The following is a 25560-nucleotide window of genomic DNA, read 5'->3' as shown; positions in this document are numbered from 1 at the left end:
ATTTTCTACATAGAAGAAACACGCCAAAGGGCGACGAGAGACATGTAACCTTACAATAATGTCATGAAGATGAAAGGTTAATCCATAGGAGAATGGTCGAAACTTCGATAGACTGAAGTCAGAAAGTAGAGAACGACCTCGATTTGCGATGAAGTTCAGCCCAACTTGGTTTAATTCAAATCCGAAATCTAAAAGGAGCCATTAACCTATGGAGATATGTTCAGTGAAACAGATTAGCAAAATTTATAAAGGGATCGTGTCATACGAAGCTTTGTCAGGTATTGATCTCAGTATTCAGGAGGGTGAATTCGTTGGCATCATGGGTCCATCAGGCAGCGGCAAAACAACGTTGCTGAACATGATTTCAACCATTGACCACCCTACTTCAGGGGAATTGAAGATTGCAGGTAAGAACCCGTTTGAACTGAATCACGATGAACTGGCTCTGTTCAGACGCCGAGAGTTGGGGTTCGTATTTCAGTCGTTTAACCTGCTCAACACACTCACGGTAAAAGAAAACATTGTCCTGCCGCTTACGCTGGACGGAGTAGCGGTTGAGGAGATGAATGAACGTGTTGATCGACTCGCAGAGAAGCTGGGCATCGCATCTCTTCTGAACAAACGCACGTATGAAATTTCCGGAGGTCAGGCCCAGCGGACAGCAATCGCACGAGCCCTGATCCATTCTCCCAAGCTGGTGCTGGCCGATGAGCCTACAGGAAATCTCGATTCGAAGGCAGCACGTGATGTAATGGAGATGCTGGAGCGTCGCAACCAGGAAGATCGGGCCACAATGCTGCTGGTCACACATGACGCTGTTGCGGCAAGTTATTGCAGCCGGGTTGTATTTATTAAGGATGGACGACTTTACAACGAAATTCATTATGGAGATAACCGATCGACGTTCTATCAACGAATCATTAACGTATTATCCCTGATGGGAGGCTCAGGACATGAATTTTCGCCAGTTCGCCATTAATAATGTTGTTCGGAACAAACGAATTTACCTGGCCCATTTTCTGAGCAGTACGTTTTCCGTCATGATCTTTTTTACGTATGCGCTTCTCTTATTTCACCCGGATCTGAAGGATGGACTGAAGGGTTCAAGTGGGACAGTGACCATGCTTGCGAATCAGGGATTTTTGATTGCTGAGATCATTATTTTCATCTTTTCGTTTCTGTTTCTGCTCTATTCCGTAGGTTCATTTCTCAAGACTCGTAAAAAAGAATTCGGCATATTTCAAATCATTGGTATGACACGTAAACAGATGAACCGACTGTTATTTATGGAAAACTTGTGCATTGGACTTGCCGCCATTGTGGCAGGCGTTGGATTAGGAATGATCTTTGCCAAGCTGATCCTGTTGATCTGCGGTTCCATGCTGGCTGTGGAAGAAAGTCTCCGATTCTATTTTCCATTAAAAGCAATCGCACTGACTGTCGGAGCATTTCTGCTGCTGTTTGTTGTGATTGCGCTGAGCTCATCGCTGCTGATGCGAAAAGGGTCATTGATTGACCTTGTCAAATCAGAGGAAAAACCAAAACCCGAGCCAAAGGCTTCTCGTCTTTTAGCACTTCTCTCCGTCATACTCATTGGGGGTGGATATGCGGGTGTATTTGCCTTTGTATGGATCACATACTCTTTCCCTTTGCTGCTTGGTAGTGTTGTTTTGGTTATTGCAGGCACGTATCTGTTATTCACCCAACTTAGTGTGTATGCCATTCGGGCGCTCAAAGGCAATAAGCGTTTGTTTTTCCGCAAAACGAATTTGCTGTTTCTTTCCGAACTTACCTATCGAATGAAAGATAATGCTGTCATGTTTTTTATGGTAAGTGTGATCTCGGCTTCCGCCTTTACAGGCATTGGTACGATGCTGGCGATCGCTGATCCGGGATTGTCATCCATGACGAATCCATATGCATTTACTTACCAGAATTCATGGGATACCTCCAGTGCAGAACGCCACATCAGGAAGATCGAAGAGACTTTAATTGATAATGAAGTTCCGTATCAGAAAGGAAGTTATATTCCGTTATTTGATGACGAGGGCAACTATATTATCAAACTCAGTGAATATAATCATCTTGCCAAGGCACTTGGTTACAAAGAGCGAACTTTGGAGAATGTCAACGACTCGTTTATGACTCCAGGTAATCTTACGAGCCGCAAGACATTACGTGCAGAAGCCGGACAGGGTTCAACTCAGAAAAATATCGATATGAGGGTTGGAGAAACAAATAAAAAGATACGTCTAACAACACCTGAGACCGAGATCGTCATTCCGGTTGAATATACAAGGGAAGTGTATGTAGTTTCCAATGAGCTGTACGATAAAATGAATAAGGAATTTAAGAATGAAATCCAAGCGGATGAAAATTTTTATTTCGACAGAAAAACTCAATTTGTTGTGACAGATTGGATGGGAACGCGGAAGTTTGCTCCTGATCTGATCGAATCCATTCAAAATGACTCAGATGGTCAGGGCTACTTCGAGATCAGTGCTCTCGTGCTGGATTGGCTTAATTCCAAACAAACTAATGGTATTATCCTAATTCTAAGTGGATTGATTGGCATTGTCTTTTTCACCTTTGCTGCAAGTTTTACCTACTTCCGGTTATATGCTGATCTGGAACGGGATGAAGAGCAGTACCGCATGATTGGTAAGATGGGGCTGAGTCGCCCGGAGCTTCGCAACATCGTAACCAGACAACTGGTATTGATGTTTTTCCTGCCAATAGCCTTGGCCATTATCCACAGCTCTGTTGCATTTGTTGCATTACAGCAGTTGGTTGATTTCTCTGTTATGGGTTATACTTTGCGCATTTTCCTCGTATTTGCATCCATGCAGATTCTGTTCTTCCTGCTGGTACGCTGGCGTTATCTGCGTCATATGTATGCCAAATTGATCTAATAATAATCGAATAGAACAGACACCGGACTCTAGGTTCGGTGTCTGTTGACTTTTTCCTCCAAAGCAAAGTACTATTTCAATAGATACAATATGTATCATTTCAGTTTAACTTGAGTCTCGAAATGATTAAAAACATTATCACCATTGAGTTTCCTAGCCTTTCTAACTGAGAAGGAGGATTACATTGAGCATAACGATGTCCCGTGGACAAGCTTATCTGCAACGGTTGAACGATGAACGGAATGTATGGCTGGATGGAGAACGTATTCGCGTAACAGAGCATTCTGCCTTCCGGGGAACTTTACAAACGATTGAAAGTCTGTTCAATCTGGTGGATGGCTCGGACACGAGAGAAACAGTGGCTTATTGGGATGAGCAGACGAACGGATATGTACACCAGGCTTTTCGAGTACCCCGCAATGCTCAGGAGATCAGCAGCAGGGCGGCAGCTTTTCGATTGTGGTCTGATCGCACCTACGGGGTAATGAGCCGTCTCTCGGATTACGCCCGATCCCGCCTGACCGGATGGTACGCCACACGGGATGCGATGGCTGCATATGACCCGGCATATGGAGGTAAAATCGCTGCCTATTATGATGAGGCAAAACGGAATGATGCCTTCCTGACCATTGTCCAGCGTGACCCGCAAATTAATCGTGCTCTGCCTGTAGGGGAAGATGAAGATGCGATGCTTCAAATCATTCGTACCAATACAGAGGGCGTTGTCCTCCGTGGGGCGAAGATGGTGGCGACTGCTGCTCCATATGCGGACGATATCATTGCATATCCGATTCAGCGCATTCCTGGACATCGCCCGGAATTGGCGCATATGGTTATTGTGGCAGCAGGAAGTCCAGGATTACATATGGTATGTAGAGAATCTTTTGCAACATTAGATTCAGATACTGCTCATCCGCTCAGTAATCAGTATGATGAGATGGATGCTGTATTATTTTTTGACGACGTATTTGTACCTTGGGAGCGTGTACTGCTGCACAACAATCCGGAAGCGGTATGGCAGATTCGCTGCAACGTGGCATCCTCCAGTCTGGCTTACCATCAGAGCATTATTCGGCTGCATTCGAAGCTGGAATTCATTACTGCCATCACATCTTCCATTGCGAAGGAGATTGGAGTGGACTCCTTCCTGAGCGTACAGGAACAGCTTGGGGAGATGATCAGCCAGATGCATACGATCGAAGGACTTATCATTGCCTCGGAGGCACAAGCTGCGCCCGATATTCATGGGAACTGGCTACCAGCATTTAAATATATCGAAACAGCCCGTAATCTGGGGAACTATTATTACCCACGCGCTGTTGAGATTTTGAAGACTATTGCCGCAGGTGGCCTTATTCAGATCCCTTCCGGGAAGCTGGAGCTCGAAGGAAGTATCAGCCCCATGATGAACAAGTATCTTGGAGGCGTAACGATGCAGGCACCAGAGAAGATTCGGTTATTCCAGCTCGCCTGGGAGCTGACAGGAAGTCCGCTGGGAGCCAGACATGATCTGTATGAACGTTTCTATGCCGGTGACCCGGTACGCAATCGGGCGAGTCAGTATGTGCAATATGATAAGGAACGATTATATGCCCGGGTTGAACCCTGGTTACGTAGCAAGTGATGAATGGTACTGAAACTTTACTTATTTTAGCTTTATATTTGAAGCTCTGGCCTGATGCCCGGGCTTTTTATTTAGGTTATCTTTAGAAATGGTTTAGATTGATTTAAGAGACGTAGTATATAGTAGTAACGTATAGACATATGAACAATAACAAATGGAATGTACGGATACGAATTTGAATGAAAACTGAATTTATTGAAATAGGAATGAGAGGATTCGCATGAGATACACACTATTAATTGCAGATGACGAACCCGAAATTGTGGAACTGCTTCAGCTGTACCTCGAGAAGGACTACAACATTGTGACAGCCGTTAATGGAGTAGAAGCACTAGAGTGTATCCGTTCAACTCAGATTGATCTGGTCATACTGGATATTATGATGCCTGTAATGGATGGACTCCAGTTGATCAAACAAATCAGGTCCACACACCATATGCCTGTTCTTTTCCTGTCGGCCAAAAGTCAGGATCATGATAAAATCCTTGGACTCGGATTGGGTGCTGACGACTACATCTCCAAACCTTTCAATCCTTTGGAAATTGTCGCCAGAGTGGAAGCTTTGCTCAGAAGAGTCAATCAATTTGATGCACCTGACATGCCTGCTGCTAAAGAGTTAAATCTTTTGCTGGGTGAGCTTAGACTTGATCGATCCCAATGTATCCTTTTTCGCTCGGATAAACCTGTGACATTGACCTCAACAGAGTACAAAATCGTGGAGCTTCTGCTTGAGCAGCCAGGCCGTGTCTTCACCCGTAAAAAAATATATGAAGCCGTCTGGGGAGATTATTACGCTCACGAGGACAGCACGATAATGGTACATATCAGTAACATTCGGGAAAAGATCGAGCGCGACTCCAGGCAACCGGAATATTTAAAAACGATAAGGGGACTGGGATACAAAATTGAAGCGCCCATGGAAAGCTAGAGAAAAGAGACTATTGCAAACGTCCCTGACACTGGACTTTTTGCTGTTTAACTTCTTTTTGTTGTTACTGGTAGCCATCGTGTACATTATCATTAATCTGGATGTGGTCGATTTCCGCATTTCGGATCAGGTGGTGGATCCTGATCTGAATGTGGAGGCACATGTGTATGTGACAGAACTGGAGAACGAGTGGCTGTCCGGTAGCTCCGATGAGGCCAATAATACCGAGATTCAGCGTCTCAAGGACAGTGGGGGATGGATTGAAGTGCTGGATGCGGAGCGGAGGGTCATTCGTTATATCGGGGACAAGCAGGATACGTTCACTCAATACAGTGAAGCTGAGCTATATGCAGGACTCGAAAACCGAAATGAACAGCCTTACTATTACTCCATTAGTACGCTTTCAACAGAGGGAGCTGCAAAGTACGTTTTGCTGAAGATTCCGCGTGACTTAGTCAGTGTACGAATTAATGATAATCAGCTGATTACCAATTTGAAGCATCCGTTATCATTCTACATTATGATCGGGATCGGATTGGTCTTGCTGCTGATATTTGTATACAGCTACTGGGTCGCCCGTCGAATCAAAAAGCCGCTGAGTATTCTCTCTCTAGGTCTTACCCAGATGATCCAGGGGAATTATAGTACACGCATGTCCATCTCGGCAGAGAGGGAATTTGTCCAGATTGGAGAAACCTTCAATTATATGGCGGACGTCATTGAAAATACATCTGCGGAGAAACGTTATGCCGAAGAGAGCAAACAGCGATTAATTGTGGATCTGTCGCATGATCTCAAGACCCCTATTACGAGTATTCAAGGATACGCCCAGGCTTTGGTGGAAGGGCGGGGGGAAGATAAGGACAGGCAGCAGCGATATCTGGGATATATCTACAACAAGTCCGTTCAGGTCGCGCGCATGATTCAGAACATGCTGGAATTGCTCAAAGTGGATTCACCTGACTTCCGTATGCATATTCAACAGCGGGAAATCGGCGAATTTGTACGTGAGATTATGGCTGATACGTATGGTGAGATTGAGCAGAACCACTTTGGCCTGCATGTGCTCGTTCCTGATGAAGAGATTTATGCGAGGTATGATCCGGAGCTGTTGTCCAGAGTGATTCAGAACCTGATTACAAATGCCTTGTCCTACAACCCGCGGGGGACGGAGCTGCGTGTGGAGTTAATCCCACTGGACAACCATGTAGTTATCGAGGTTGCTGATACCGGTGTGGGTATCCCTCAAGAGTTGTGGGCAACCATTTTTGATCCATTTGTACGTGGGGATGAGGCTCGTACGGGAACCGGGGGTACCGGGCTTGGACTGGCAATTGCGCGGCGGAACACCGAGAAAATGGGTGGGCGATTAACACTTTCCCGGCGTGGACGGGAGACGACGGTGTTCACTATACAGATTCCGAAATAAAGGACCGACATAAAGGATAAGGTTGATATAAACATTTTGTCATTCTGATCACCATTTGCAAAATGCTCATATAGAAAAGGTTAAGTGGAGGGGAAACTTTTTGTTCAAAGTAAATTCGTTTGTACGTTTCAGTATTGCACTGGCACTGATACTGATTAATATCTATCTGTTATCACGTGTCAGCTTTATTTTCCAACCGCTTGTTACCATGATTACGGTGATTACCGTGCCGATGATGTTGTCCGTATTCTTTTATTATCTGCTGCGGCCACTCGTCAATTACATGGAAAAAAAGAAGCTGAACCGCACACTTAGCATTTTGTTGATCTATCTGGTGTTTGGTATACTGTTCGCCCTGTTTATTATAGGACTATGGCCTTCCCTACGCGAGCAGTTGATCAACCTGGTAGAAAACGCTCCAAATCTGATCAATTCACTGAGTATGCAGCTTAAAGAGCTGGAACAGAACGGTGTCATTACGGCTATGTTCCCGGAAGGATCGACCCCGTTTTCGCAGATTACGGATTACATTAACAAAGGTTTTACCTTTGTAACAAACTATGTGAGTGGATTCTTCTCACTCATCTCAAGCTTTGCGATTGTTCTGTTCACCTTCCCGATCATTTTGTTCTACATGTTGAAGCAGGGAGAGAAATTCGGTCGTAAGCTGGTGCACATTGCACCTAAACGCTTCCAAAAAGACAGTCGTGATGTGGTACTAGAGATCGATCAGGCGTTAAGCGGCTTTATCGTGGGACGAGTTCTCGTGAATCTGGCTTTGGGCGTGCTGATGTATATCGGTTTCCTGATCATTGGTCTCCCGTATGCACTGCTGTTAACCGTAATTGCGGTCATTATGAACTTTGTTCCGTTTATCGGGGCGATTCTGTCCTCGGTTCCTATTGTAATCATGGGACTCGTGGTATCCCCTTCGGTTGCAATCTGGTCACTCATTATTATTCTGGTAGCACAGCAAATTCAGGATAATCTGGTTGCACCGTATGTATTCGGCAAAAAACTCGATATTCATCCACTTACCACCATTATATTGGTGCTGGGTGCAGGGGACCTGGGCGGCATTATTGCCATTCTGATTATCATCCCTGTCTACATGATCGTTAAAATTATTTTGGTTCGAATCTATCAGCTATTCTTCAAGGACAAATGGCAGAATGCTTAAACATTTATAAATGATATAGAAGGAGTGGAAATCATGTCTGAAATCATCCCACAACCATACACTGAACCTGAGTATATTGAGCCACAATCTGTTCAAATGGGCTCCATTCATATTTCCAATGATGTAGTATCCAAAATTGTCGGCATGGCCGCTCAAACTACAGAGGGAATATCCTCCATGTCTGTTGGTCTTACTGAAGGAATCGCCAAGAGCATCAGCGGAAAGAGCTTGCAAAAAGGGATTGACGTTGCGATCAAAGATGACCAGGCATCTATCCAACTGCGAATCAATGTTCAATTTGGCAAAAAGATGCATGAAGTCTGTCAGGAACTTCAACATAATGTGCAGCAAGCTGTCGAGCAATTAACAGGCATTATGGTGAATGAAATTAAAGTTCAAGTGGTAGGCGTGACCATGCAGGAGCAAGTTTAAAGCAGAACGAGCAGAACGAACGAATGGAATCCAGTCATAAGCAGGTAGTGATATCCTGTGTAAAAATACAAAACAGCACTTTCCCATTAGCTGCATAAATGGGAAGGTGCTGTTTTGTGTTTGCGATAATACGTAGGGGCTTCGCCCATAACTTTTTTGAACATTTTCGAGAAAAGCAGCTGGTCGGCATATCCAACGGAACGGGAGATATCCCCAATGGTCAAAGCCGGGTCCAGCGTCAGCTCAGCTGCCCTGCGCATGCGGTAATTGACCAAATAAGACTGAATGCTGGTGCCCATCTTGTCTTTGAAAAGGGAGCACAAGTAACTGCGCTGCAAGCCAACATGGGACGCAATGGACTGTACGGTTATGGTATTGGCATAATTAATCTCAATGAAATCCATCACCTGAGTGACATAGGTTTCTTTCGTATAGTCCTGGAGCGGAATAGGTCTGTCCTCACCGGCTCCATCAATTAAAATGGAGAAAAACTGAAAGAGCAATCCCGTCATGCTGATCTCCCATCCCTTATGAGTGTTGCGAGAGCTAATCATGCGGTGCAGACAGGAGCGCATCTCGTCATCGTCATTGCCTATCTCAAAGATCGGATGATGCTCAGACAGACAAGCCTGCTGTAATAACGAAGGGCAGGTGCTCCCTTGGAAAGCAACCCAGCTATACTCCCATGGATCATTCTGATCTGCTTCATAATGAACAATAGAATGGGGCACGATGAGGAACCCCTGGCCTTTGTGCAGCGTAACCTTTTTGCCCCCGACTTCGAAGGTGCCTTTGCCGTCCAAAATGTAATGGATTTTGTAATAATCCCGCATGGCCGGGCCGAAGTGGTGACCAGGTGCGCAAGCTTCTGTGCCGTAATGAAGGAGCTGCAGCTCCTGAAAGTGATTGTTTTTGCACATATACGTAATCAAGGCTATTCACTCCTGTTATGAGGTCGTTATACCTTGCATTTTAACATATAAAAGGTGAAAAGGAATCGTTTTATAAATATCATTTGATGAAGATACCAATCATTTTTCCATATCGTTGTAGTGAAATGCCATATCGTTTTACATGGAAAGTGTCTAAGATGAAAGGGTATTCAACAACTTTTACAGGAAAAGAGAGATTAACGATGCCTTATACTGCGAGTGAACAACGATACAGTGAAATGAAATATGCCCGCTCTGGAAAAACCGGAATTAAGCTGCCGCAAATAGCACTAGGCTTATGGCAGAACTTCGGTGGAAACCGCACCCTGGATATTCAGGAAGAGATGATCCTGCGCGCATTCGATCTGGGGATTAACCATTTCGACTTGGCCAACAACTATGGACCACCTCCAGGATCAGCCGAAGAGAATTTTGGTGTCATTCTCAAAAAACATCTGCGTCCTTATCGCGACGAACTGCTCATCTCGACTAAGGCAGGTTATCATATGTGGAACGGTCCATACGGCGAATGGGGTTCCCGCAAAAACCTCATTGCCAGTCTGGACCAAAGTCTCAGCCGGATGGGACTGGATTACGTAGATATTTTCTATCATCACCGTCCAGATCCGGAGACACCGCTCGAAGAAACGATGACTGCGCTGGATCATATCGTTAGACAGGGTAAAGCTCTGTATGTAGGCTTGTCCAACTATGATGCCGAACAGACCAACGAAGCAGTTACTATTTTGCGTCGTCTCGGAACACCTTGTCTGGTTCACCAGCCAAACTATTCGATGCTGAATCGCTGGATTGAGGATGGATTGCAGGATGTGCTGGATGAGCACGGCGTAGGATCGATCGCATTCTGTCCGCTTGGCCGGGGACAGTTGACGAATAAATATGTGGACAAGATCAAGGAAGAGCGCGCCAATCCAACAGGTAATCTGAAAAAAGAAGCCTATACGGACGAACGGATCGCCAAGTTCGAAGCACTTCAGGCGGTTGCCGAACTTAGAGGTCAAACGATCTCCCAGTTGGCGCTGAACTGGATTTTGCGTAGCAACCGAGTTACTTCCGCTCTGATCGGCGCAAGCCGTGTGTCCCAGATCGAAGAAAACGTAGCCGCACTTCAGGCACCAGATCTGACGACAGAAGAGCTGAGTGAAATCGAAAGCATCTTGGATGGCATCGGAAACTATGCTTGGTAGATTGTAACGCAGAGATCGACTTTGGAGATTCAGAGTCATGTCTACAATGATTAAATCAATCTATATTTTCTAGATATGTTGGGATAACTAAGGTGTCTTCCTGTAGTCGGGAGGACACCTTTTTTGTCTTACTTATCATTCTTTATATGTAGAGATAGACCTTATAAAGCGTCGTTCTAATTGACCTGTGTTTATTTTTTTCTTAAACTATTTCATATCATAGCACCAGGTCCTAGGATTTAGGGTATAATATATAGATGCTATACATTTGAAATATGAAGGAGAGGCTCCATTTGAATTTTCAACAGTGGATTTCGCCTGAAACCTATAACCTGACATCCGAGATGGAGAATCACCCGTCGGATCGGGTTGCACTTAGATGGCTAAGCGATCATAAAGAATTGGAAGAGATCACTTATGGTGAGTTATTGAAGCAGGCAAATCGTCTTGCTGGAGGCTTGCGTGATCTTGGTTTGGAGAAGGGCGACCGGGTGCTGGTCATGGTACCACGCCGAATTATTGCCTATGTTATATACATTGCCTGCCTGAAACTGGGCATTGCTGTTATTCCTTCTTCCGAAATGCTGCGTGCGAAAGATCTGGAGTATCGTCTTCGGCATTCCGATGCCCGGGCTGTCATTGTCTGGTCTGAGACGACTGCTGAAGTTGAAAAGATAGATGCAGATCTGCCAGCATTGGCACACCGCATCGTTGCATCACCAAATGGTGATGATAGCGTACCTGGAGAAGGCTGGGTCAATGTACACCAGTTAATGCAAGGCCAATCCGATACGATGGCTGCGGTGGAAACACATCGTGACGATATGGCTATTCTTGCTTATACCTCCGGTACGACTGGCAATCCAAAAGGCGTAGTACATAGTCATGGTTGGGGGTATGCCCATTTGCGGATCGCTTCATCGTTATGGCTGGATATTCAGCCTTCGGATACGGTATGGGCAACGGCAGCACCGGGATGGCAAAAATGGATCTGGAGTCCGTTCCTGTCTGTACTCGGAAGAGGGGCGACCGGGCTGGTTTATAATGGATCATTCCAACCGAAACGTTATCTGGAATTGTTGCAGGAGCATCAGATCAACGTCTTGTGCTGTACGCCAACGGAATATCGGTTAATGGCCAAAGCAGATGATCTGGGTCACCATGATCTGTCCGCACTGCGTAGCGCCGTGTCTGCTGGTGAGCCGTTGAATCAGGAAGTAATTGAAATTTTCCAGCGTCACTTTGACCTGACGATTCGGGACGGATATGGACAAACCGAGAGCACGCTGCTGATCGGCAGTTTAAAAGAGGCTCCCGTACGAATCGGTTCTATGGGGCAGTCCATTACACCAGGCCTTATTGAGATCGTCAATGAAGAGGGACAACCTGTACCTGCTGGTGAAGTAGGAGATATTGCTGTGCATAAGGATATGCCAGCCTTGTTCCGTGCTTATTATCAGGATGAGGGACGGAAGGAAGCGAATCAGCGTGGGGATTATTTTGTAACAGGTGACCGCGCACGTAAAGACGAAGAAGGCTACTTCTGGTTTGAAGGCCGCAGTGATGATATCATCATCAGCTCAGGTTACACGATTGGACCGTTTGAGGTGGAAGAAGCGCTGATGAAACACGCCAGCGTGAAGGAATGTGCGGTCGTAGCAAGTCCTGATGAGATCCGTGGTAACATAGTGAAAGCATTTGTAGTGCTGAGAGACGAGTCTCTCGCATCACCGGAACTTGCGCGTGAACTGCAAAAGCATGTGAAGGAATGGACAGCACCCTACAAATATCCACGCAAAATCGAGTTTGTAGCCGATCTGCCAAAAACAAACTCAGGTAAAATCCGCCGGATCGAGCTGCGTGAGCAGGAAAAACGCAAGGCTTAAATGATTGCGTGTAAACAAATAGTTGGAAATATCAGCATAAGTAGTGAAAGGGAAGGAATCGATTCTGAACATTCAAATATGAAACAGGAGTGAACACAACCATGAGTAATTTTGAACAAACCTTTGAAAAATCGTTGGAACAATACGCAGAGCTGGTTGTCAAAGTCGGCGTAAATATTCAGAAAGGACAGGATCTGCTCGTCACGGCACCCATCGAAACATTGGAATTCACCCGTCTGGTCGTACAAAAAGCGTATGCAGCTGGCGCCAAGTATGTACAGGTTGATTTTGATGATGACGACATTACACGCAGTCGTTTTGAACATGGGTCTGATGACAGCTTCGATTATTACCCGGCCTGGAAAGCGGAAATGATGGAGAAGTTTGCAGAAGCAGGCGGCGCTACCCTCACGATCAAAGTACCTGACCCTGAATTGTACAAAGGCATCAATTCCGACAACGTGTCGCGTGCAACCAAAGCGGCGGCTCATGCACGTCGCGGATATTCGAAATATACGCGTAACCACGAAATTAGCTGGTGTCTGATCAAAGCGCCAACCAAGGCGTGGGCGAACAAAGTGTTTGCCGACATTCCAGAGGAAGATCGCATTAACGTGATGTGGGAAACCATCTTCAAAATGAACCGTGTCGATGGTGGAGACGCTATTCAGAACTGGAAAAAACATCTGGACACCCTGAATGCCATGAGTGATTTGCTGAACAAGAAAAATTATAAAAGCCTGCACTACCGTGCACCCGGAACGGATTTGAAAATTGAGCTGGTGAACAACCACATCTGGGGTGGCGGCGGTAGCGAAAACAAGCAAGGTGTGTATACCGTTGCGAACATGCCGACAGAAGAAGTATTTACCATGCCGAAGCGCAGTGGAGTCAACGGATTTGTCAGCAGCACGATGCCGCTGAACCTGAATGGACAACTTGTAGACCAGATGAGAATTACGTTCAAGGATGGACAGGTTGTTGCGTTTACAGCAGCTTCGGGTGAAGAGCATCTGAAAAACCTGTTTGCCACCGATGAAGGTGCACGTTATCTTGGCGAAGTTGCCCTCGTGCCGCATGATTCGCCAATCTCCAACTTGAATCGTATTTTCTATAATACCGGTATTGACGAGAATGCATCCTGCCATCTGGCCGTAGGAAGTGCATACCCGTTCAACATGAAAGATGGTACGACGATGTCTAACGAGGAATTGCTGAAACATGAATGCAACGTCAGTCTGACCCATGTGGACTTTATGATCGGATCTGCAGAGCTCGACATTGATGGTGAGTTGCAGGATGGTACGGTGGAACCTGTATTCCGCAAAGGGAACTGGGCATTTTAATTGGTGAAAACAAGGCAATAAGTTATAAACAAAAGCGACTTCAACGTTGAAGTCGCTTTTGTTGTTTTTGGCATCCACAACAACTATGAATGATTTATAGCGGCTTAACGGGTACACATATTTCACAAAAATCCAGAAGAAGCAGATCACCCGCATACCTTTCCATAATGGGTTTGTTGTCCATGATACAACCATTGCTCTGCAAATACGGGAAAATCTCGGTCCAGGCTTGTTTCACATCTTCTGCTGTGTGTTTGACTTTGCAAACCAGATATTGCCCGCCAGGAAGTTCAGCTTCTTCAAGTTGGGGAGTCGACTCATCCAGGCAGTAATCCTCTGATATGACAATACAAGCATCATACCTGCATTGAGAGGGGAGGGTGGTTTCCGGGTTATCCTGCGGAATGCCGAACAAGATGGTCGACCTTGTAAGCAGGCTTTTGGATCTTGCCCAGGTCTTTAATGTTTCCATCGCGTGACTGTTAGCAGGACCATACGGACCCACTTGTCGTACATAAGCAATTCGGGAGGTTGGCAGGTTTTCGATGTGGAATTCCATTGATGTTCATTCCTTTCGTTACGATTATGGGTTACATCTCGAATGCTATCATGGTATAAAAAAATATTCATAAGTATTTTTGGGAAAAGAGAGATCGTAGGACTTTAAGTCTATTTTCAGTGGTAATGGGTAAGTAGGACTTGTGGTATTCTTGTTTCCACATCAGCAAACACTTAGAATTGAAGATATAATCATGACATTTGGAAACGTAGCAGAGAGTTGGGGGGAGAAGATTTTAATGGATATCACCCGAGATTTTACGGACGAACTTTTTAAGCAATGGGTGCTGGTGCATTTCTGCGATAATCGAGGAACCATTCAGTCAAGCGATATCGATACCGTAACATCACTGTCACTTGCGAATCAAAATCTTTCCAGTCTGGCGGGATTAGAACACTTCAGTATGCTGGAAGAGCTGGATTGCAGCTTTAACCGACTTCGAGCTTTGGATGTAAGTAACAACCCCAAGCTTGTGAAGCTGGAGTGCCATTGGAATATGCTGTCGAGATTGAATCTGGATCATAATCCTTCTTTGAAGGAACTTAGCTGTAGCTATAACGCATTTTTTACGCTCGAACTGCATCACAATAAGCTGCTGGAACGGCTCGAGTGCTCCAACAATTACATATCACATCTGGATGTCTCAAGCTGCATGAACTTGCTGGAAATCCGGTGCAATCATAATCATCTAACCGAACTGGATACGTGTAATAATCCGAAATTGGAAAGTGTACGATGTTTTAATAACCACATCTCGAAGTTGGACCTCAGTCAGAACGAGCATCTTCAAGAGCTTTATTGTTCAGAAAATAAACTAACCGAGCTGGATTCTGCGCTCCACTCCAGATTGGATAGAATCCAGTTTGGGAACAACCTGATTATTGAACCGGACATTAGCGTTCCGGGGGTAGGAATCTTTCAATATGATGTTTCGATGTCATACTATACAGCTACCTTGACGTACAAGGGACAAGATCTGGTCGTTACTACCGATGCTTCTACAAAAGTAGCTATGGACCAGTTGTCTCCAGTGATCGAGGAGGCCTGGAAACAGTTCGACGAATTATGTGAACGAACGCTTCAGGTTATAGGGAAGGCCCATCCGGACGAGGATGTAAATGGATTGATACTGGTTGACGTAGTATTTGAGGAAGGTGGCTGCTTCAGAATAGGTTATGATGCGGGTGATACACCTGCTGGACGGCTCTATCTGTATGCTTCGTTTAACGAAAAATTGGAAATTTCTGATGCGCTTATCTATGAAACGTATTAAAGCCACGAGAACGTGGCTTTTTTGTTTATAACTTTTAGTTATTCGGCATGCATTTTGTTGAAGCTGACATACTCGTTAATCGGTTTGCGGTATCCGCGCGGACGTTGTTTGGCTTCCGACTTTTTGCCAATTGTAATCAGCATGGCAGGTACATAATGGTCGGGAATATCCAAGCTACGTTGCAACTCTTCAGCGTCGAAGCCAATCATGGGGCAGGTGTCCCAACCACGATCCTGAGCGATTAGCATCAATTGCATCGCTGACAGGCTGGCATTACGAATTGCATCTTCCCTCTGGAAGAACCTTCCGCGCGTTTCGTAAAATTCGAGAACGCTCTGGGATTCTTGCTCGTATTGAAACGGAGTAAGCGCTCCAAGGTTCAGCAGGCCCTCATTGATTGTGCGGATGTGATGATGTGCGTTGACATCTCCGAGGACAACAATGACCGCTGAGGCGGTTTTAACTTTATATTGCTGTGAAGCCTCATAGACTTTTTCTTTCTGAGCCGGGTCCGTTAGCACAAGATAGTGTGTATGCTGGAGGTTAAAGGCGGAAGGTGCGAATTTGTTCAAGGCAAACATTTCTTGCAATTCCGACTCTGGAATCTCAATTCCTTCTTCAAAAATAACGGCAGATCTACGGTTTTTGACTAGATTCTCCAATTCACTCATGGTAGTTTCCCTCGCTTATGTATGATTTATAAACTGACTATAACACACTAAGTTACTTTATGTAAGTATTATTTTTGAATAAGACAAGATCTGCCTGCCATACGATAAAATAAAACAGAAGAGGTGATTCATGAAAACATTCATCACAAGGTACAGGGCTGGAAAGTTGAGAAATGAATTTCAGGTATACGTCATCGAATCCTCCACGTTGAAACGTTTTTTGGTGGTGGAGATGGTATTGGGTACCCTCGCTTACAATGTTGCGCTTTATCTGTTTCATAATGCACTTCTTGCTGGCGTTGGTTCCTGGGCCGGAACGGAAAGTGTGAAGAGGCTGCCAGTCGTTTTCAGGAAAATTGTAGGTCCTTAAACTATAAACTATGACAGAGTGTTAATTGCTGATTGGTTATGTAGGTGTAAATGTAATGCAGGAGTGAAAGGCCCGATACCGGGCCCAATCCTGTATAGTTCAGTTTGCCTTTTACATACTATGTCGTAAGAGCGGAACGAACTTTTTTGACGTACAGATTCCTTGTGTTTATTTGGCGCGCTCCAGGTACTGTTCAAGTGTAAGATTCTGGCTCGTAATTTCCCCAGCGATATACACGCCAACATAACGCACATGCCATGGCTCATAAGAGTAGCCTGTCAGTTTCTCCTGATCTTTGCCATAACGAATGATAAATCCGTATTTATGTGCATTGGCTTTCAGCCATTTGCCTTCTTTGGTGTTTCCAAAGCTTTGTTGCAAATCATATCCCGCTGATGCACTGGAGATATCCATCGCAAGACCCGTCTGATGTTCACTTTGTCCAGGACGAGCACTGGTTTTATTGGCAACAGCTTCGCCTTTGATACTTGCATTACGGTCAAAAATGGATTTTTGGGTAGTATAAGAGCGATAACCAGACACGGCTTTGATATCAATGCCGTCTTTTTTCGCTGCTGCGAACAAGTTCTCGATTGCTGTGGCAGCTACTTTACGCATTTGCTTTTTCGGACTGGAGCCGGAGAAGCTAAATGGGATGTTAGGAACAACCAGATCCTGAGGGGCATAGGTTGAAGGCAAGTTTCTCTTTTTATTCACTAGCACAACCGTGCTTGATAGATTCGTTACCGTTGCCAGGCCACTGCTGCTCGTTTTGATTGTGCGTCCAGGTGCATTATCGTGCAGGAATTGAGTGAAGCTGGAGCTGGCAGCAGATGCGACCGGATTCAGTTCCTTAGTGAAGGGCAGCGTTGTGAATGCTGAGCCTGCTACGACAGAACCTATAAGTATCGTGGATACGATGGATTTACGTGTAAAAGATTTCATGATGTGTGTTCCTCCTCGGGTTATATCAATCTCGTGCTTTGCTATATACCGAGTATACTAGAGGATTATATCCATAGGTTCTCCAATTGTTTCCGAGTTGTAAACAAAGTTTGCGAGATTCATAGCTTTTAATTGTCTGACGAGAAAAAGAGCACAAAAAAAGACTCTGCACCTTTTGTGCAAAGTCTTTCTGTATACATAGATAGGCGAATCAAATGCTCATTATTTCAGCCACAAACTTTTGAATTACAGCTCGCATGAAACAGAATTTCCGGAGCTTCCAGCAGCCACTGCGCGGTCATCCCGAACACGGACATTGCTGCTGAGTATACCGGAATCACTGCTTAGTTTGAAGGAAGGATAGTTGAGTTCCGTGTCCAGCTTCATGTGCTGCTCCAGGTTTAACTGTTGTTTCGGATCGACATAGAATGGCACCAGATTGGTTTCAATTTGTACATCCAGAGCTTCGGGTTCGTCCACGATAAGTATGGCGATAATTCCGTTACAGCCACAACCTTCCATGTCATAGATCACTTTGAAATAACCGGGCTCATCATTCAGGCTTTCAGTTAATCGCGCAGCAGCCAAATCTGTAATTTGAATATGCATATCGCTACACTCCTTTATATGTTGGCATGATCGTAATGGTAAATGGATTAATTCAACTTCTACTGTCATTATACCATTTTGGCAAAAATCAAAGCATTTATTTTCTTGACTGATCAGTCTGGAAAAGTGTATTCTTGACTTAATCCAGCGGGAGGTGAGGTCTGAAATTGGGAAGAGCCAAGGAATTTGACACCGAAAGTGTTCTAAGAAAAGCCACGGCTGTATTTGGAGCCTATGGTTATGAAGGTACTTCGTTGACTGTACTGCTGAATGAGCTTGGTATTGCACGTCAAAGTTTGTATGACACTTATGGAACCAAGCATGATTTATTTGTCTCTGCCCTTAAATTTTATATTCAGCAGAAAACAGAGGCGAGTATTCAGCTGTTGAATGAATGCACGAGTGTAAGGCAGGGGATGGAACAGCTTTTCAACGAAGCCGTTAATGTATTGACGGACGAGGAGCGTCGCAATGAATGTTTTATTATCAATAGCGCCGTCGAACAAGCACCCCAAAATCATGAGATTGCAGACTTTATTCAAGCGAGCAACAAGCAAATGGAAGATACTTTTCTTGCGGCGCTTATCCGTGGGCATAGAAACAGTGAATTTAACCATGCCGAGGATGAATTGCCCGGTATTTCCCGTTTTCTGAATTATTCCCGCCTGTCATTGACCTTCACCGCCAAGAGCGGTGCTAGTACAGAGGTGCTGCAGGAGCTAGTGCGTACAACACTAAGGGTATTGAATTAATGGCAGTATATGAGCAAGGATTCTTTGTTGGATTTCTGAAAATGAACGCTTAGGGCGTTTATTTTTTCACCATTCTAGACTGATCAGTCTGAAAAATGAACACAGAGCAAACCGAAGGAGGAAGTGAAAATGATCAACGATAAACCTTTAACACTGATTACAGGAGCGAATGGAAAGACAGGAAGCCGCGTTGCGGCCATACTTCAGAAGCACCACTATCCGGTGCGTCTGGCAGGGAGAAAGAAACCAGCTTCTTCTGATTCTGCCGACAACTACGTCTTTTTTGATTGGTACGATTCAACCACTTATGGTCCAGCGCTGAAAAATGTGGATCAAGTGTACCTTGTCGTGCCGGTCATGGAAATGCACCCGGAAGCCGTAATGATTCCGTTCATCAAGGAAGCGTTATGGAGCGGCGTTAAACGATTCGTCTTGCTTGGCAGTGCTTCCGTTGATGAAGACGGACCTATATTTGGTAAAGTGCATCAAAGCTTGAAGGAGCTTGCTCCTGAGTGGACTGTACTACGGCCTTCCTATTTTATGGAGAACTTTACAGAGGGACCGCATCGGGAGACGATGAAGCAGTTGGGTAAAATCTACAGTGCTGCTGGTGAGGGTAAAATTGGTTTTGTCAGCGCAGATGATATCGCAGCAGTTGCCTTCTATGCTCTGACAGATGTTGTCCCCCATAATACAGCTCATATCATTACGGGTCCGGAGACATTGTCTTATGGGCAAGTTGCTGGCATGTTCAGTCGTTTACTGAATCAATCCATACAGCATGAATCATTGTCTGATGAAGAATTGAGGAATAGCATGATTCAGGGGGGGATGTCGGAAGATTACGCCACGGTTCTGGCAGGACTAGATGTATTCATCCGGGAGGAAGGAAGAGAAGATCAAACGACGGAGACGGTACTTAAAGTCACAGGTCAAAGCCCGGTTTCTCTGGAGCAATTTATTAGGCAGCATATGCAATGAGGGGAATCATAGAAAGATTTTTATAAAATTATTGGAAGCAAATTCTGCTGAATAATAAGAAGACGGTGCCGGAAGGCCCGTCTTTTTTGCTGATTGTTCAACCTTTAGAGGTATCCGTTCCCATTCCAATTTCTACAGTACCAACAATACCCCAATCCAGTACGGTGATTATATGTGTACGCTTTTGGGGAAATAGATGAGAATGAATGTTTGATAAAAGGAGAGAAGAGAACGGATGATTCAGTTCGAAAATGTATCCAAGCAATACCCTGATGGAACCCATGCTCTGCGTCAGGTTAATCTCAACATTAATAAGGGAGAGCTGTTCGTCATGATTGGTCCGAGCGGTTGCGGCAAAACCACAATGCTCAAAATGATCAATCGCCTGATTGAGCGGACAGATGGGACCGTCCGAATTAATGAACGGCCTATCGATGAATATAACATTCATGAATTGCGATGGAATATCGGATATGTGCTGCAACAGATTGCACTGTTCCCACATATGACAATTGCCGAAAATATTGCGGTTGTTCCTGAACTCCGAAAGTGGAAGTCAGAGCAAATCAAGGAGCGCGTACATACTTTGCTGGACATGGTCGGACTGAAAGGTACCACATACAGTGATCGCAAGCCTGCTGAGCTATCTGGTGGACAACAACAGAGAATCGGTGTATTGCGCGCACTCGCTGCCGATCCCGAAATTGTACTGATGGATGAACCGTTCAGTGCACTTGACCCGATGAGCCGTGAGAAATTACAGGACGATATTCTGGATATTCAGCGTCAGATGAAGAAGACGATTGTGTTTGTTACCCATGATATTCAGGAAGCGATGAAGCTGGGCGATCGTATCTGCATCATGAAGGATGGGCAAGTGTTACAGGTAGGCACCCCGGAAGAACTAATCCAGCTGCCAGCCAATGAATTTGTACGTGACTTTGTCGGTAGTTCTGGTCCGGATAGGAGTTCACAGCCTGTATCTGGTGGGGGCGACCCGCTGTATGAATTACAAACGGCCTCCGGCGAACAAGAGCGACTGATTTCTATATTTGATCTTGAATCGATCATGTCACCGCTCTCACCTGGGCATGTGCCGAAGTCGGCCAAAACGGCTGTTCCCGTATCGATTACGCTGCCGGATTTTGTGGAAATCATGGCATCTCATGATCATTTACTGGTCGAGAAGGACCACCAGATTATAGGCCAGGTCAGTCGAGCCGATCTGATCCAGTACTGGTCCGGGCAGTTGCAGGAACGAGGTGAAGCATGAGTAAATTTACAGAGGTGTTCAGTGAGCGCAAAGGACAGTTATTATCCGCTCTCCTTGAGCATATTCAGATCTCATTTATCGCATTGTTCTTTGCCGTTCTGATCGCAATCCCGCTTGGCATTTACCTGACACGCAAGCCAAGAGTGGCTGAGCCGATTATTGGGGTAACAGCCGTATTGCAAACGATCCCGTCCCTGGCCCTTCTCGGATTGCTCATTCCGTTATTCGGCATTGGGACACTTCCTGCGATTATTGCGCTAGTTGTGTACGCGCTGCTTCCGGTACTCCGCAACACGTATACGGGTATATCGGAAGTCGATCCTTCGATGGTCGAGGCAGCGAATGCGATGGGCATGAACAGCCGTCAACGTCTGACCAAAGTGGAGCTGCCACTCGCCATGCCTGTCATTATGGCAGGTATTCGTACCGCAATGGTTCTTATTGTAGGTACAGCAACGCTTGCGGCCCTGATTGGTGCAGGGGGTCTGGGTGAACTCATTTTGCTTGGTATTGATCGAAATGATACTGCATTGATTATTCTGGGAGCCATCCCAGCCGCATTACTTGCCATTTTGTTTGATGTGCTGCTCCGCCAGTTCCAACGTTTATCGTTCAAGAAAACGCTGGTCACTCTCGGAACGCTCGCTCTAGTGGCCGTTCTGGTAATCACGATTCCTTGGCTCTCCCGTGGAGGGCAAAAAGATCTGGTTATTGCTGGAAAGCTGGGTGCCGAACCGGAGATTTTGATTAATATGTACAAATTGCTCATTGAAAAAGATACCGATCTGAAGGTTGAATTGAAACCAGGATTGGGTAAAACCACATTTCTGTTCAATGCACTGAAATCAGGTGATATTGATATTTATCCGGAATTTACGGGTACCGCCATATCTGAATTTATGAAGGAAACCGCATTTAGCACTGATCGCACAGAAGTGTATGAACAGGCAAGAGACGGGATGTTGAGCCAATTCAATATGGTTCTTCTGAACCCGATGGATTACAACAATACGTATACGTTGGCTGTGCCTCAGAAGGTTGCCGATCAGTATAATCTGAAGACCATATCGGATCTAAAGTCGGTACAGCAACAGATCAAGGCAGGATTCACACTGGAATTCTCTGACCGGGAAGACGGATATGTTGGTATTCAGAAGAAGTATGGCATCAAATTCCCGAACGTAGCCACAATGGAACCGAAACTGCGTTATTCAGCCGTTCAGCGTGGAGATATCAATTTGCTGGATGCTTACTCCACAGACAGTGAACTGAGACAGTATAAACTCGTTGTGTTGGAGGATGATCAGGAATTGTTCCCGCCATATCAGGGAGCGCCGATGCTCCGCAAGGAAACGGCAGACCAATATCCGCAGCTGATGGAGGTACTGAATCAACTTGCAGGCCGGATCACGGACGATGAGATGCGTCAAATGAATTACGAAGTGAACGTTAATGGAGCGATTCCAGAACAAGTGGCAACGGATTATCTGCAAAAAGCAGGGTTATTATAGCTTATATTCACGGTTTAACATGAAGAGGAGGAACAACTATGACACAACCTTATGATTTGATCGCGATTGGAACCGGGAGCGCTGCAAGCTCTGTTATATCCCGCTGCGCCGAAGCCGGATGGAAAATTGCCGTGATTGATGAACGAGAGTTTGGCGGAACCTGCGCGTTACGGGGCTGTGATCCCAAAAAAGTGCTTGCAGGAGCGGCTGAACTGATCGACTGGAATGAACGAATGAAGGGCAAAGGAGTGGAAGGTAACGCTTCTATTCAGTGGTCGGAACTTATGGAGTTCAAGCGAACATTTACGGAGAGTATTCCGAGAGCAAGTGAAGATAAGTTCAAACAGGCAGGGATGCATACGTTCCATGGTAAGGCTTCATTCGTTGACGAAGATCACATTTGTGTAGGGGAAGAAATACTACAGGGGAAACATATTCTAATTGCAACAGGTGCGCATCCAGCACCACTTCCTATTGATGGTGCAGAGCATCTGAAATATAGCGATCAATTTCTTGATCTGGAACAGCTGCCGGATAAATTGGTTCTGGTGGGTGGAGGTTACATTGCTTTTGAATTTGCACATATTGCGGCCAGAGCTGGTACGGAAGTCCATATTATACATCGAGGTGAAGAGCCGCTGGAACAGTTTGATTCGGAACTGGTGGACCTGCTGCTGCAAAAATCCGAAGAAGTAGGCATTCACGTACACTTGAATGCGGAAGTGAAGGCGATTCGTCAACAGGGAAACACATATGTGGTCAGTGGAACCCGCAATGGGGCTGATCATCAATGGCAGTGTGGACTTGTCGTTCACGGAGCAGGGCGTATTCCGAATGTAGATGGGCTTGAACTGGAGAAGGGAAATGTCAGCTATACGAAAAAAGGCATCTCCGTTAATGAGTACTTGCAGAGCGAAAGCAATCCAAGAGTCTATGCAGCTGGTGATGTTACCGCAACGGAAGGACTTCCGTTGACTCCGCTCGCAGGCCAGGAATCACGCGCAGTATCCTTGAACTTGCTTGAAGGCAATCATAACAAACCTAATTATAAAGTAATGCCCTCGATTGTATTTACCGTGCCATCCCTGGGTTCTGTAGGTCTTACTGTGGAGCAGGCCAAAAAAGAGGGCTATGAGGTGAAGGTAAATGACATGTCGAAATGGTATACTTATAAACGTACGAATGAAAAATTTGCCATGGCCAAAGTAGTAGTCGACAAGGCAACAGGGCGTATCCTGGGTGCCCATGTATTGGGTGGCAAAACAGAAGAACTGATTAACCTGTTCGCCATGGCAATTCAGTTCGATTTGACAACCGATCAGCTAAACACCATGAATTTTGCATATCCAACAGCCGCATCGGATATGGGCTCTTTATTTTAATGTGAAGGTGTGGAAGGAAGGGATGAATCATGTCAGTTCATTTTCATCGGCTTCATGAAGCCGAGTGGACAACCGAACCGGTTCAAGCGCGAACGGAAGGTGACCGTCTGATTGTGGAGGCACAGGAGGGCAGTGACTTCTGGGAGAAAACATTCTATGGTTTCTGCCATCAGAATGGACATGCCATGCTTGCTCCATGGGATGGAACCAAGGCAATCGAAGTATCATTTGATCTGAGTTCATTCACGGAATTGTATGATCAGGCAGGGTTAATGCTCTGGCATGGACAGGATCAATGGATCAAGGCGGGGGTTGAAGTAAACGACGGCGTAGCTCATGTAGGGGCGGTCGTAACGGATCGGTTTTCCGATTGGTCGCTCTCACCTGTACCGGAGTGGGGTGGACGCATCGTTACCATTCGGGCTTCATACCATGACGAAGCCGTAGTTATTCGTGCCCGCACGGATGAGCATCCTTGGCGTACCATTCGGGTCGCGAGGTTTGCCTATCCGACGAACAAGCAAGCAGGACCGTTTCTCTGTTCTCCGAAGCGTGCCGGGTTCGAGGTTGCTTTTACCAAATGGAAATTGACTGAACCGGATCAGGATTTGCACACTGACCCACCTATTGCCGATTAAGATGGGTTTGGTTGGGAAAAGTGACGTTATCGCTACACACGAAAACAAGCAAGTCTTCCTTGGTGGAGGACTTGCTTGTTTTCGTGTGTATTACTACTGTTGTAGTTTATCCTCAAGGTCTTATTTGCTTGAGTCTTGGTCCTTGGAGTCAGATTCGATGCCATCAGCATCCTCTTCACCATCATTTGTTTCGTTCAGCTCACGCATACGTTCTTCGTAATCATCCAGAAACCATAATGGGTCCATGTTATCTTCCTCGCCATTATAATTGATCAATACTTCTTCGCCGGCTTTGATATCTGTATAAGCATAGAAGTCAAAAGTGTGGTTTTCGAAGTTGATATCATAGGTGGCATTAGGCTCATAGGAATGGTTGATCAAACTGCCATAGCCCAGCAGAATAGCCGTATGATTGGCTCCATATTCGAATACGTAATCTTCGAGAATTGTTTTCTCAACATGTTCGTGGTCTTCATTGGGATAAGGGACAACTGGAGCCTGATGGATCAGCTGGCCTTTTGGAATGTCTACGGTCGCAAATACGCCGCGGTTAAATTCGCCATCACCCAATTTGGATTGTTTCACTTCAATCATGATTTTCACCTGATGCTCTCCAAGAGAGCTCCATTCTTATAGTAGTAAGTCGTTTAAGGAAAAATTTTAACTCATCCATACCTATAAGGCAAATGTCATTGATTTCAGTTTGAGTGGATCCGGGG

General features: G+C 45.4%; 24 protein-coding genes. 18 read left to right on the top strand and 6 right to left on the bottom strand.

From position 1 onward, the window contains the following. Positions 1-208: 208 nt before the first annotated feature. From G3352_RS01210 to G3352_RS01180, 7 genes are all read left to right on the top strand, one after another. Positions 209-979: an ABC transporter ATP-binding protein gene (locus G3352_RS01210; protein WP_163753105.1), complete on the top strand. Its 771-nt coding sequence runs from the start codon at positions 209-211 to the stop codon at positions 977-979. Beyond that, positions 954-2912 carry an ABC transporter permease gene (locus G3352_RS01205; RefSeq protein WP_163753104.1) on the top strand — a complete coding sequence of 653 codons (1959 nt, stop codon included), beginning with the start codon at positions 954-956 and terminating at the stop codon, positions 2910-2912. The genes G3352_RS01210 and G3352_RS01205 overlap by 26 nt, the downstream gene beginning before the upstream one ends. 196 nt (positions 2913-3108) lie before the next feature. Then, positions 3109-4536: a 4-hydroxyphenylacetate 3-hydroxylase family protein gene (locus G3352_RS01200; RefSeq protein ID WP_205524664.1), complete on the top strand. Its 1428-nt coding sequence runs from the start codon at positions 3109-3111 to the stop codon at positions 4534-4536. 220 nt (positions 4537-4756) lie between these two features. After that, positions 4757-5464: a response regulator transcription factor gene (locus tag G3352_RS01195; RefSeq protein WP_163753102.1), complete on the top strand. Its 708-nt coding sequence runs from the start codon at positions 4757-4759 to the stop codon at positions 5462-5464. Then, entirely contained in the window at positions 5442-6893 is a 1452-nt protein-coding gene (locus G3352_RS01190; RefSeq protein WP_163753101.1) for a sensor histidine kinase, read from the top strand. Before G3352_RS01195 ends, G3352_RS01190 begins: the two co-directional genes overlap by 23 nt. 100 nt (positions 6894-6993) lie before the next feature. Further along, complete coding sequence (locus G3352_RS01185) at positions 6994-8073, top strand: AI-2E family transporter (protein WP_163753100.1); 1080 nt, start codon at positions 6994-6996, stop codon at positions 8071-8073. Positions 8074-8106: 33 nt separating this feature from the next. Continuing rightward, positions 8107-8505, top strand: coding sequence for an Asp23/Gls24 family envelope stress response protein (locus G3352_RS01180; RefSeq protein WP_163753099.1), 399 nt, complete (start codon positions 8107-8109; stop codon positions 8503-8505). Positions 8506-8591: 86 nt separating this feature from the next. Here the strand turns inward: G3352_RS01180 and G3352_RS01175 are convergent, their stop codons facing one another. Then, positions 8592-9437, bottom strand: coding sequence for an AraC family transcriptional regulator (locus G3352_RS01175; protein WP_163753098.1), 846 nt, complete (start codon positions 9435-9437; stop codon positions 8592-8594). A gap of 203 nt (positions 9438-9640) precedes the next feature. Between G3352_RS01175 and G3352_RS01170 the strand changes: the two genes are divergently transcribed. The 3 genes from G3352_RS01170 to G3352_RS01160 all read left to right on the top strand — a co-directional run bounded on the left by G3352_RS01170 (position 9641) and on the right by G3352_RS01160 (position 13877). Further along, positions 9641-10645, top strand: a complete 1005-nt coding sequence (locus G3352_RS01170; protein WP_163753352.1) for an aldo/keto reductase — start codon at positions 9641-9643, stop codon at positions 10643-10645. 275 nt (positions 10646-10920) lie between these two features. Further along, the gene (gene mbcS / locus G3352_RS01165) at positions 10921-12531 is read left to right on the top strand and encodes an acyl-CoA synthetase MbcS (protein WP_163753097.1); all 1611 of its coding nucleotides are present in this window, start codon (positions 10921-10923) and stop codon (positions 12529-12531) included. 101 nt (positions 12532-12632) lie between these two features. Continuing rightward, a complete protein-coding gene (locus tag G3352_RS01160) occupies positions 12633-13877 on the top strand; it encodes an aminopeptidase (protein ID WP_163753096.1) in 1245 nt (414 codons plus the stop codon). Between the two features lie 94 nt (positions 13878-13971). Here the strand turns inward: G3352_RS01160 and G3352_RS01155 are convergent, their stop codons facing one another. Beyond that, positions 13972-14436 carry an AraC family transcriptional regulator gene (locus G3352_RS01155; protein ID WP_163753095.1) on the bottom strand — a complete coding sequence of 155 codons (465 nt, stop codon included), beginning with the start codon at positions 14434-14436 and terminating at the stop codon, positions 13972-13974. Positions 14437-14674: 238 nt separating this feature from the next. Between G3352_RS01155 and G3352_RS01150 the strand changes: the two genes are divergently transcribed. Next, entirely contained in the window at positions 14675-15709 is a 1035-nt protein-coding gene (locus tag G3352_RS01150; protein WP_163753094.1) for a leucine-rich repeat domain-containing protein, read from the top strand. Positions 15710-15747: 38 nt separating this feature from the next. Here G3352_RS01150 and G3352_RS01145 read toward each other — a convergent pair whose 3' ends face one another. After that, positions 15748-16380, bottom strand: coding sequence for a nitroreductase family protein (locus tag G3352_RS01145; RefSeq protein ID WP_163753093.1), 633 nt, complete (start codon positions 16378-16380; stop codon positions 15748-15750). A 130-nt stretch (positions 16381-16510) separates the two neighbouring features. Between G3352_RS01145 and G3352_RS01140 the strand changes: the two genes are divergently transcribed. After that, entirely contained in the window at positions 16511-16750 is a 240-nt protein-coding gene (locus G3352_RS01140; protein WP_240342876.1) for a hypothetical protein, read from the top strand. Positions 16751-16918: 168 nt separating this feature from the next. On the opposite strand, the gene G3352_RS01135 is transcribed toward G3352_RS01140, so the two are convergent. Together G3352_RS01135 and G3352_RS01130 are read right to left on the bottom strand one after the other, a co-directional pair. Continuing rightward, on the bottom strand, positions 16919-17695 hold the full coding sequence (locus G3352_RS01135; protein ID WP_163753092.1) for a M15 family metallopeptidase: 777 nt from the start codon (positions 17693-17695) through the stop codon (positions 16919-16921). A 246-nt stretch (positions 17696-17941) separates the two neighbouring features. Further along, positions 17942-18304 carry an iron-sulfur cluster biosynthesis family protein gene (locus tag G3352_RS01130; RefSeq protein WP_163753091.1) on the bottom strand — a complete coding sequence of 121 codons (363 nt, stop codon included), beginning with the start codon at positions 18302-18304 and terminating at the stop codon, positions 17942-17944. Positions 18305-18471: 167 nt separating this feature from the next. Here G3352_RS01130 and G3352_RS01125 point away from each other — a divergent pair, with 167 nt between their 5' ends. The 6 genes from G3352_RS01125 to G3352_RS01100 all read left to right on the top strand — a co-directional run bounded on the left by G3352_RS01125 (position 18472) and on the right by G3352_RS01100 (position 24841). Further along, positions 18472-19056, top strand: a complete 585-nt coding sequence (locus G3352_RS01125; protein WP_163753090.1) for a TetR/AcrR family transcriptional regulator — start codon at positions 18472-18474, stop codon at positions 19054-19056. 132 nt (positions 19057-19188) lie between these two features. Beyond that, positions 19189-20037, top strand: a complete 849-nt coding sequence (locus tag G3352_RS01120) for an NmrA family NAD(P)-binding protein (RefSeq protein ID WP_163753348.1) — start codon at positions 19189-19191, stop codon at positions 20035-20037. Between the two features lie 235 nt (positions 20038-20272). Then, positions 20273-21310, top strand: coding sequence for an ABC transporter ATP-binding protein (locus tag G3352_RS01115; protein WP_163753089.1), 1038 nt, complete (start codon positions 20273-20275; stop codon positions 21308-21310). Continuing rightward, the gene (gene opuFB, locus G3352_RS01110) at positions 21307-22821 is read left to right on the top strand and encodes an osmoprotectant update ABC transporter permease/substrate-binding subunit OpuFB (RefSeq protein WP_163753088.1); all 1515 of its coding nucleotides are present in this window, start codon (positions 21307-21309) and stop codon (positions 22819-22821) included. The genes G3352_RS01115 and opuFB overlap by 4 nt, the downstream gene beginning before the upstream one ends. 38 nt (positions 22822-22859) lie before the next feature. Beyond that, positions 22860-24203, top strand: a complete 1344-nt coding sequence (locus G3352_RS01105; RefSeq protein ID WP_163753087.1) for a dihydrolipoyl dehydrogenase family protein — start codon at positions 22860-22862, stop codon at positions 24201-24203. A 29-nt stretch (positions 24204-24232) separates the two neighbouring features. Then, the gene (locus tag G3352_RS01100) at positions 24233-24841 is read left to right on the top strand and encodes a DUF1349 domain-containing protein (RefSeq protein ID WP_163753086.1); all 609 of its coding nucleotides are present in this window, start codon (positions 24233-24235) and stop codon (positions 24839-24841) included. A gap of 120 nt (positions 24842-24961) precedes the next feature. On the opposite strand, the gene G3352_RS01095 is transcribed toward G3352_RS01100, so the two are convergent. Then, a complete protein-coding gene (locus tag G3352_RS01095; protein ID WP_163753346.1) occupies positions 24962-25435 on the bottom strand; it encodes an SET domain-containing protein in 474 nt (157 codons plus the stop codon). Positions 25436-25560: the final 125 nt, after the last annotated feature.

Origin of the sequence: Paenibacillus sp. ALJ109b (assembly GCF_010747435.1) — a bacterium.
Taxonomy (GTDB): Bacteria; Bacillota; Bacilli; order Paenibacillales; family Paenibacillaceae; genus Paenibacillus; species Paenibacillus taichungensis.
This window is presented reverse-complemented; position numbering and strand designations above follow the sequence as displayed.

Coding starts and splice junctions, on each gene's coding strand:
- G3352_RS01210 (WP_163753105.1), top strand. CDS start 209: ATGGAGATATGTTCAGTGAAACAGATTAGCAAAATTTATAAAGGGATC.
- G3352_RS01205 (WP_163753104.1), top strand. CDS start 954: ATGAATTTTCGCCAGTTCGCCATTAATAATGTTGTTCGGAACAAACGA.
- G3352_RS01200 (WP_205524664.1), top strand. CDS start 3,109: ATGTCCCGTGGACAAGCTTATCTGCAACGGTTGAACGATGAACGGAAT.
- G3352_RS01195 (WP_163753102.1), top strand. CDS start 4,757: ATGAGATACACACTATTAATTGCAGATGACGAACCCGAAATTGTGGAA.
- G3352_RS01180 (WP_163753099.1), top strand. CDS start 8,107: ATGTCTGAAATCATCCCACAACCATACACTGAACCTGAGTATATTGAG.
- G3352_RS01170 (WP_163753352.1), top strand. CDS start 9,641: ATGCCTTATACTGCGAGTGAACAACGATACAGTGAAATGAAATATGCC.
- mbcS (WP_163753097.1), top strand. CDS start 10,921: ATGAAGGAGAGGCTCCATTTGAATTTTCAACAGTGGATTTCGCCTGAA.
- G3352_RS01160 (WP_163753096.1), top strand. CDS start 12,633: ATGAGTAATTTTGAACAAACCTTTGAAAAATCGTTGGAACAATACGCA.
- G3352_RS01155 (WP_163753095.1), bottom strand. CDS start 14,436: ATGGAATTCCACATCGAAAACCTGCCAACCTCCCGAATTGCTTATGTA.
- G3352_RS01150 (WP_163753094.1), top strand. CDS start 14,675: ATGGATATCACCCGAGATTTTACGGACGAACTTTTTAAGCAATGGGTG.
- G3352_RS01145 (WP_163753093.1), bottom strand. CDS start 16,380: ATGAGTGAATTGGAGAATCTAGTCAAAAACCGTAGATCTGCCGTTATT.
- G3352_RS01140 (WP_240342876.1), top strand. CDS start 16,511: ATGAAAACATTCATCACAAGGTACAGGGCTGGAAAGTTGAGAAATGAA.
- G3352_RS01135 (WP_163753092.1), bottom strand. CDS start 17,695: ATGAAATCTTTTACACGTAAATCCATCGTATCCACGATACTTATAGGT.
- G3352_RS01130 (WP_163753091.1), bottom strand. CDS start 18,304: ATGCATATTCAAATTACAGATTTGGCTGCTGCGCGATTAACTGAAAGC.
- G3352_RS01115 (WP_163753089.1), top strand. CDS start 20,273: ATGATTCAGTTCGAAAATGTATCCAAGCAATACCCTGATGGAACCCAT.
- opuFB (WP_163753088.1), top strand. CDS start 21,307: ATGAGTAAATTTACAGAGGTGTTCAGTGAGCGCAAAGGACAGTTATTA.
- G3352_RS01105 (WP_163753087.1), top strand. CDS start 22,860: ATGACACAACCTTATGATTTGATCGCGATTGGAACCGGGAGCGCTGCA.
- G3352_RS01100 (WP_163753086.1), top strand. CDS start 24,233: ATGTCAGTTCATTTTCATCGGCTTCATGAAGCCGAGTGGACAACCGAA.
- G3352_RS01095 (WP_163753346.1), bottom strand. CDS start 25,435: ATGATTGAAGTGAAACAATCCAAATTGGGTGATGGCGAATTTAACCGC.